At 69.4% G+C, this 7,349-nt stretch carries 6 protein-coding genes; 2 read left to right on the forward strand and 4 right to left on the reverse strand.

Features of this window, described 5'->3' with window-relative positions:
• Nucleotides 1-5 precede the first annotated feature (5 nt).
• The 3 genes from IM760_RS17645 to IM760_RS17655 are packed head-to-tail and all read right to left on the reverse strand — an operon-like array spanning nucleotide 6 to nucleotide 2,962.
• Nucleotides 6-629: a hypothetical protein gene (locus tag IM760_RS17645; RefSeq protein WP_204431547.1), complete on the reverse strand. Its 624-nt coding sequence runs from the start codon at nucleotides 627-629 to the stop codon at nucleotides 6-8.
• Nucleotides 626-1,930: a peptidyl-prolyl cis-trans isomerase gene (locus tag IM760_RS17650; protein ID WP_204431548.1), complete on the reverse strand. Its 1,305-nt coding sequence runs from the start codon at nucleotides 1,928-1,930 to the stop codon at nucleotides 626-628. The genes IM760_RS17645 and IM760_RS17650 overlap by 4 nt, the downstream gene beginning before the upstream one ends.
• A 12-nt stretch (nucleotides 1,931-1,942) precedes the next feature.
• Nucleotides 1,943-2,962, reverse strand: a complete 1,020-nt coding sequence (locus IM760_RS17655) for a phospholipase C/P1 nuclease family protein (protein WP_204431549.1) — start codon at nucleotides 2,960-2,962, stop codon at nucleotides 1,943-1,945.
• Between the two features lie 212 nt (nucleotides 2,963-3,174).
• Between IM760_RS17655 and IM760_RS17660 the strand changes: the two genes are divergently transcribed.
• Nucleotides 3,175-5,106: an ATP-binding cassette domain-containing protein gene (locus tag IM760_RS17660; RefSeq protein WP_204431550.1), complete on the forward strand. Its 1,932-nt coding sequence runs from the start codon at nucleotides 3,175-3,177 to the stop codon at nucleotides 5,104-5,106.
• A 40-nt stretch (nucleotides 5,107-5,146) separates the two neighbouring features.
• Nucleotides 5,147-6,499 carry a succinylglutamate desuccinylase/aspartoacylase family protein gene (locus IM760_RS17665; RefSeq protein ID WP_338021414.1) on the forward strand — a complete coding sequence of 451 codons (1,353 nt, stop codon included), beginning with the start codon at nucleotides 5,147-5,149 and terminating at the stop codon, nucleotides 6,497-6,499.
• Nucleotides 6,500-6,518: 19 nt separating this feature from the next.
• On the opposite strand, the gene IM760_RS17670 is transcribed toward IM760_RS17665, so the two are convergent.
• Nucleotides 6,519-7,208 carry a TetR/AcrR family transcriptional regulator gene (locus tag IM760_RS17670; RefSeq protein WP_228233367.1) on the reverse strand — a complete coding sequence of 230 codons (690 nt, stop codon included), beginning with the start codon at nucleotides 7,206-7,208 and terminating at the stop codon, nucleotides 6,519-6,521.
• Between the last annotated feature and the right edge of the window lie 141 nt (nucleotides 7,209-7,349).

Below are 7,349 nucleotides of genomic sequence, written 5' to 3' on the forward strand. Positions count from 1 at the left end.
CCGCTTCAGCCGGCCCCGTCCGGCGCCTCGGGCGGCGGCGCCGTCAGTTCCGGATAACGTTCGCCGAGCTCCCGCCGGCGCGCCTTCAGGCCTTCCAGCTTGCGGCGTCCCTCCGCCAGTTGCTCCGCCGGCAGGCCCTCCCGCTCGCCCCGCGCCACCAGCGTCTCCAGTTCACGGATCTTGCGCTGGGAGGCGGCCAGAAAGGAGGCGTACACGGCCATCCGTTCGCCCTGCTCGTAACGCCGGTAGCGTACCGGGTCCTCGAGCACTTCCGGCGGTGGCGCGGCACGGGCTTCCCGGGCCGGAGCCAGGGGCGGCGTGCGCGGGTCCCCGTCCCGGCGGGCCCGGGCCAGGGAGGCGGCCGCCGCCGGCGCCACCCGAGGCGCCCCGCCGGCCAGCGGCGGCGCGGTTTCGGCGGGTGCCGGCGGCACCGGTTGGCGGCGCGCGGCGGCGTCCTCGGCGATCACCCCGGCCACCGGCGGACGCGCGGACGCCGCCGATGCGGGGGCGTCCACCGCGTCCACGCGCCCGTCGGCGAGGGGCCGGGCGTCCGGTGGCGGGGCCGGCCACCAGCCGGCACCGCCGGCCAGGGTGGCCAGCACCAGTGCCGTCAGTATCACGCCTCTCACAGGGCCTCCGAATAGAAGCGCACGGCGGCGGCGTTCTGGCGGCGCGCCAGCCCGGTTTCCAAGTGCTGCCGCAGGCGGGTGCGCGCCAGGGCCCGGGACGCCTGGTAGCGCACACTCTCGCTGTCCGCCGCCTGATAGCCCTCGACCCGCTCGTCCACGCGCACCACCACCCAGCGGTCCGACTCGCCGGGGGCACGGATCGGCGGCGCCGTCAGGCCCGGCGTCTGGGCGAAGGCGAAGCCGGTGAGCCAGGCGTCCTGGTCGCGGCCCCGGGCCAGCCAGGCCGGCGCCTGATAGCGCACCCCGTCCCGTTCACCATAGGCCGCCACCAGGGTCTCCAGGGTGGCGCCCTCCGCCAGCCGGCGGCGGGCGTCCTCGGCCAGCGCCGGGGTCGGCAGCCACAATCGCGCGGCGCGCACTTTCTCCACCCGCACGAACTGATCCCGGTGATACTGGTAATACCGCGCGATCTCCCGGGCCGGGATGCCCGCCGCCACCTCCGCCAGCAGCGGGTTGTCGTCGTGGGGGTCGTCGCTGAGGCCCAGCGCCAGCAGCAGCGCGCGCTGGTCCTGGCGGTCCAGCACCAGCTGACGGATCCAGGCCCGGTCGGCGTCATCAAGCGGCGCCCGCCGTTCGAACCAGTCCAGCACGAAGGCCCGACGCACGTAGTCCTCCACGGCGCCTTGCATCGCCGCCCGGTCCAGATTGTGGAAACGGGTTTTCAGGGCCACGTTCTGGGCCCGGTAGAGCCGGGCCAGGGTCAGGGTGCGCGGGGCCGCGCCGGGAAAACGGTAGCGGGCCAGCACCCATTGCTCCGCCGCCGCCTGCTGGGCGGCGTCGAAACCCAACCGCAAACCCGGCCGGGGGGTGAGGATGGCGGCCAGGGCCGGGTCGTCCAGGCGCGGTGGCGCGCTCAGCGCGCGCAGCGGCGAGGACCACTCCCAGGCGGCCAGGGTCTCAGCCAGGCCCGCCCGCCAGGCCACCCGGGTCAGGGCGGCCAGGTCCCGGCGCGCCAGGGCGGTCCGGTCATAGCCCACCCGGGGCGCCGGCGTGTCCTCGGCGTAGACCTCCCGAAACCATTCGCCCATCAGGTGCACGTCCACCAGATTCTCCAGCACCCGCCGGGCGTCAATGTCCGGCTCGTGCACCCGGGCGGTGGCCACGAACACCGACAGTACCCGGGCGGACAGCGGCTTGCCGTCCACCCGCGCCACCGTCTCCGAGGCGGACGGCGCGGCCACCGCCAGCGCCGCCCACAGGCAGGCCGCGCCCGCCATCAGGGCCGTGCAAAAGCGCTTCATGATCGGCCCCGCTTACTGAGTGATTTGCGCGCTGGCGTGGCCGAGCAGGTGCACCACCATGGCGATGGCATGGGGCACCACCACCCGCGCCACCTGTACCCGGTCGGCGTGGTCGGTGCTGGACAGCACCAGAGCGCCGTTGGCATAGGCGATCTGGCCGCCCTCGGTGAGCAGCGGGCGGATGTCCGTGGCGCTGGACGACAGCGGCGTGAAGGCGCCCAGGGCCTGGGTCACCAGGGTGTCGTCGTTCAGGTTTTCGCTGTCGTAGTAGTCCGCCACCCAGCCTTCCCAGCCGCTGTGGTTGAGCGCCGAGGTGGTCCACACGTGGTGCGGCTGCACCACGTCGGTGGCGTGCAGCGCATAGCCCAGGCTCTGGGCGGTGGGGTTGGCCAGGAACTGGTCGTACCAGTACTGGGCCAGGTTATCCAGGGGCTGGAACGGCATCTCCTCGAAGTCGTCGTACATGGACTTGGTGGAGGTGGTGCCCTGGCGATAGTTGGCCTCGGTGATGCCGTAGGTGTTGTATTCGGAATCGTCGTTGGACCACCAGCCGGTCATGCCGCCGGGGCCGTCGTCCATGTAATCGCCCACCAGCCAGGTGGCCGCCAGGTTGTCGATGTCGCCCCACACGGTGAGCAGCTCATAGTTGTAGCCGCCCAGGTCATTGCCGTGCACGTCCGGGCCCTGGGTGTGGTTCTGGAAATGCCAGTAAGAGGTGTAGTTGACCAGGGAGGCGCCGGCGTTGAACACCGGCGCGTAGACGCAGTCGCCGGTCACCGCGCCGCAGAAATAGGTGTCCTGGAAGTCGTCCACGTCGTAGGCGCTCTGCCCCAGCACCTGGGCGAACTGGGCCACCGTGTAGCCCCCGGCGGCGGCCACCGCCTGCAGGTCGGCGTAGCCGGTGGTGGTGGGGTGGTTCTGCATGTAGGTGACCGCGTCTTCCACCAGGCGCCGATGGGTTTCCTGCTTGAACGCCTGGGCGGCGGGGCACAGCACCGCTGAGATCAGCAAGCCGATAAGGATCCGTTTCATGACTCCCTCCCTGGGATATTTTCTCTTTTTGGTATGTTCGTCCTATACAGGAACAAATCCGACGCCGCTTCAATTGTTTATCCGCGACATCCGCCACTTCCACGGACATTACTCGCGGCCCGGCCGTCGTCCGACGCACGCGCGGGGCTGCTCGCCGGGCTCCGCCAGGTGTACACTGGCGCCTTTCCCGGCTACCGCGACCCGCTTTCTTCATGCCTCTGATTACCCTCCGCGATCTCGATCTTCATTACGGCGAACAGCCCCTGCTCGACCAGGTGAACCTGGCCATCGAACCCGGCGAACGGCTGTGCCTGGTGGGGCGCAACGGCACCGGCAAGTCCACCCTGTTCAAGGTGCTCACCGGCGAACAGCAGGCCGACGACGGGCAGATCGAAACCGCCCGGGAACTGACCGTGGCGCGCCTGGAACAGGAAGTGCCCGACGACCAGGACCACAGCGTCCATGAAATGGTGGCCGGCGGCCTGGGCGAGCTGGGCGAACTGCTCAACGAACACGAGCGCCTGACCCGGGCCCTGGCCGCCGGCGACGACGAGGCCATGTCTCGCTTCGAGGCGCTCAGCGAACGCATCGAGGCCCACGGCGCCTGGCAGCTGTTCAACCGGGTGGAAACGGTGCTCTCCAAACTCAATCTGGACGGCGCCGCCGGCTTCGCCGGCCTGTCCGGCGGCATGAAGCGGCGGGTGCTGCTGGCCCGGGCGCTGGTGCGCGAACCGGACATCCTGTTGCTGGACGAGCCCACCAACCATCTGGACCTGGACAGCATCCGCTGGCTGGAAACCTTTCTGAAAAGCTACCCGGCCACCCTGGTGTTCATTTCCCACGACCGCGCCTTTATCCGCGCCCTGGCCACCCGCATCATCGAACTGGACCGGGGCAAGCTGACCAGCTGGCCCGGCGATTACGACAAGTACCTGGCCGGCAAACAGGCCGCCCTGGAAAACGAGGAACGGGCCAACGCCGAGTTCGACAAGAAACTCAGCCAGGAAGAGCGCTGGATCCGCCAGGGCATCAAGGCCCGACGCACCCGCAACGAAGGCCGCGTGCGCGCCCTCAAGAGCCTGCGCGACCAGTACGCCCAGCGCCGCAACCGCCAGGGCACCGCCGGGCTGGAGATCCAGCAGGGCGACAGCTCCGGCAAGGTGGTGATCGAGGCCGAGCACCTGGCCTGCCAGGTGGGCGGCAAACGGATCCTTGGCGATTTCTCCCTCACCGTGATGCGCGGCGACCGCATCGGCGTGCTCGGGCCCAACGGCTGTGGCAAGTCCACCCTGATCCGGCTGCTGCTGGGCCGGCTGCCCCCGGACCGGGGCACCGTGAAGACCGGCACCCAGCTGCAGGTGGCCTACTTCGACCAGCTGCGCGACACCCTGGACGGCGACAAAAGCGTGCTCGACAACCTGGCGGAAGGCTCCGACGTGGTCGAAATCAACGGCCGCAAAAAGCACGTCATGGGCTACCTGCAGGACTTTCTGTTCGAACCGGCCCGGGCCCGGCAGCCGGTACGCTCCCTGTCCGGCGGCGAGCGCAACCGGCTGCTGCTGGCCAAGCTGTTCAGCAAACCGTTCAACCTGCTGGTGCTGGACGAACCCACCAACGACCTGGACGTGGAAACCCTGGAGCTGCTGGAAGAGCAACTGGTGAACTACCAGGGCACCCTGCTGCTGGTCAGCCACGACCGGGAGTTCATCGACAATGTGGTGACCTCCACCCTGGTGTTCGAGGGCGACGGCGATCCCAACAGCTATGTGGGCGGTTATCAGGACTGGCTGCGCCAGCGTCCGGAACCGGCCCGCGAGCGCGACGTCAAAGGCGACGGTGACGGCCCCAAAGCCGCCGCCACGAAAACCGAAACCAAGGTAAAAAGCGTGGCCGCCGACGGGCCGCCGGGCGCCGCTCCGCGTAAGCTGACCTACAAGGAGCAGCTGGAACTGAAGGCGCTGCCGGAGAAGATCGAAGCCCTGGAGGCGGAACTGGACGCGGTGCAACACCGGCTGGCCGATCCGGACTTCTACAAGGGGCCGGCGGAGGACATCGCCACCGCCCAGCGTGAACTGCAGACGCTGGAAGACACTCTGAACGACCACTATGGCCGCTGGGAGGAACTCGACCAGAGGCCGTCATGACCGGCCCGGTGATCCCGGGCCGACGAGGAGGACGCGTTTCGTGACACCCACTCTCAACCGGACCCTGATCGCCCTGACCCTGGTGGCCCTGGCCGCGCCCGTCACCGCCAACGAACGCGAGGACGAGGACGGCCGCCATGCCGCCCCGCCCAGCGCCGACCAGGCGGCGCCGCGCCCGGAGGACCCGGACGGCCCGCCGGCGGCCACCGATGCCCCGGATGACGACACCACCGAGCAGGCCGCCCCCGGCGACACCCGGGCGGACCCGGCCGCCGGTGAGGCAACCGGCGACACCGCCACCGAGGTCCCCGCCACCCCCGACCCGGTGGCGCCGCTGGAATTGCTCGGCAAGACCGTGCCGGTGGGCACCTTCGATACCCTCTACTGGACCCCGGACCAGTCGTTCCGCTCCATCGCCACGCCGGTGCCGGTGCTGGTGGCCCATGGCACCCGGCCCGGCCCCCACCTGTGTCTCACCGCCGCGGTCCACGGCGACGAGCTGAACGGCATCGAAATGGTGCGCCGCCTGATGTACGAGCTGGAACCGGACGAACTGGCCGGCACCGTGGTGGGCGTGCCGATCGTCAATCTGGACGGCTTCCGCAACGGCTCCCGCTATCTCAGCGACCGGCGCGATCTGAACCGCTACTTTCCGGGCCGCAAGAACGGCAGCGCCGCCAGCCGGGTGGCGTATTCCCTGTTCGAGAACATCGTGCGCCACTGCGACTACCTGGTGGATTTGCACACCGGTTCCCAGAAGCGGGTCAACCAGCCGCAGTTGCGCGCCGACCTGGAGAACCCCCAGGTGGTGGCGTTCGCCAAGCACTTCGGCGGCATGACGGTGCTGCACAGCCCCTCTTCCAGCGGCATGCTGCGCGCCGCCGCGGTGGACGAAGGCATCGTGGCGGTGACCATGGAGGCCGGCGGCCCCAACCGGCTGGAGGACGACGCGGTGGACTACGGCGTGCAGGCGCTGGAGACACTGCTGGAGAATCTGGACATGCGCAAGGCGAGCCGCTTCTGGGGCGCTCCGCAGCCGGTGTTCTATGAGTCCGAGTGGATTCGCGCCGGCCAGGGCGGGATTCTGCTGTCGGAGGTGGAGCTCAACGAGCAGGTGAAGAAGGGCCAGATTCTCGGCACCGTCACCGACCCGATCAGCAACACCGGCAGCGCCATCATCGCGCCCTACGACGGGCGGGTGCTGGGCATGGCGGTGAACCAGGTGGTCCATGCCGGCTTCGCGGCTTACCGGATCGGCGAGGAGAAGAGCGCCGAGGAAGTGGAAGCCAAGGCGGAGCAGGCCCAGGAACAGAATGACTCACAAAGCGGCGGTAACCAGGACGAACCCACACCCGCCGGGGAACCCGACCGCCCGGATGGCGATACCGAATAACAGCCTGCGTGCGGACGCTTTAGCCGCGATGACTTTTCAACGGCCCGCACACCCGCTCGAAGCCCGCCACCACGAACGGGATCATGCGGTCGTAGGCGGTCTGGAAGTCGTCGGAGCGACACAGGCCGCCGGACATGGCGTTGATGCGGCCGGTGTTGGCGAAGGTCAGCGTCATGGAGCCGGACATGAAGTGGTAGCACCAGTAGAGGTCGCCCCGGTCGCAGTGCGGCAGGGCCCGCGACAGGGCTTCCACGAAGGCGTCCATGGGGGCGTCGAAGTGGCGGCTCATCAGCACCGGGCCCCACACCGGTGAGGTGTTCACGTAGGCGAGCAGCGCGCAGTAGTTGCGCCAGCCCTGGTCCTCGCTTTCCTGGGCCATTTCCAGGGGCCGCAGGTAGGCTTCGATGATGCGTTCCAGGGGCACCGGGTCCGGCTCGGCTTCGGCGCGGGCGCGGTTCAGGGCGTCCAGACGGTCGTCGTTGAGGATGCGGGCGCGGCGTTGGAAGACGGTATCGAAGAGTTGTTGTTTGGGGCCGAAGTAGTAATTGATCAGGGCCACGTCCACGCCAGCCTCGCGGGCGATGGTGCGCAGGGTGACACCGTCGTAGCCGTGGCGGGCGAACAAACGTTCGGACACATCGAGAATGGTGGCGCCGCGATCGCCTTCGCCGGCGCGGGCCCGGGGGCGGCCCACGGTCTTTTTCGTCATGCGCGGATAGTACGCAAGCGCCGCTTGGACAACAAGCAAGGTTAAGGCGTGGGAACTCTCCAGCTAGGGGCGCGGTTCCGGGTCAGGCCCTTCCGGGAACGCCGTGAACCCGTCCCTGGGGGCTCCCTTTCGAACGTCCTG

Origin of the sequence: Alloalcanivorax marinus, assembly GCF_016906305.1 — a bacterium.
Lineage (GTDB): Bacteria > Pseudomonadota > Gammaproteobacteria > Pseudomonadales > Alcanivoracaceae > Alloalcanivorax > Alloalcanivorax marinus.

Bases quoted from the DNA above. Each gene is read 5' to 3' on its own strand.
- IM760_RS17650 (WP_204431548.1), bottom strand. From the start codon at position 1,930: ATGAAGCGCTTTTGCACGGCCCTGATGGCGGGCGCGGCCTGCCTGTGG.
- IM760_RS17655 (WP_204431549.1), bottom strand. From the start codon at position 2,962: ATGAAACGGATCCTTATCGGCTTGCTGATCTCAGCGGTGCTGTGCCCC.
- IM760_RS17660 (WP_204431550.1), top strand. From the start codon at position 3,175: ATGCCTCTGATTACCCTCCGCGATCTCGATCTTCATTACGGCGAACAG.
- IM760_RS17670 (WP_228233367.1), bottom strand. From the start codon at position 7,208: ATGACGAAAAAGACCGTGGGCCGCCCCCGGGCCCGCGCCGGCGAAGGC.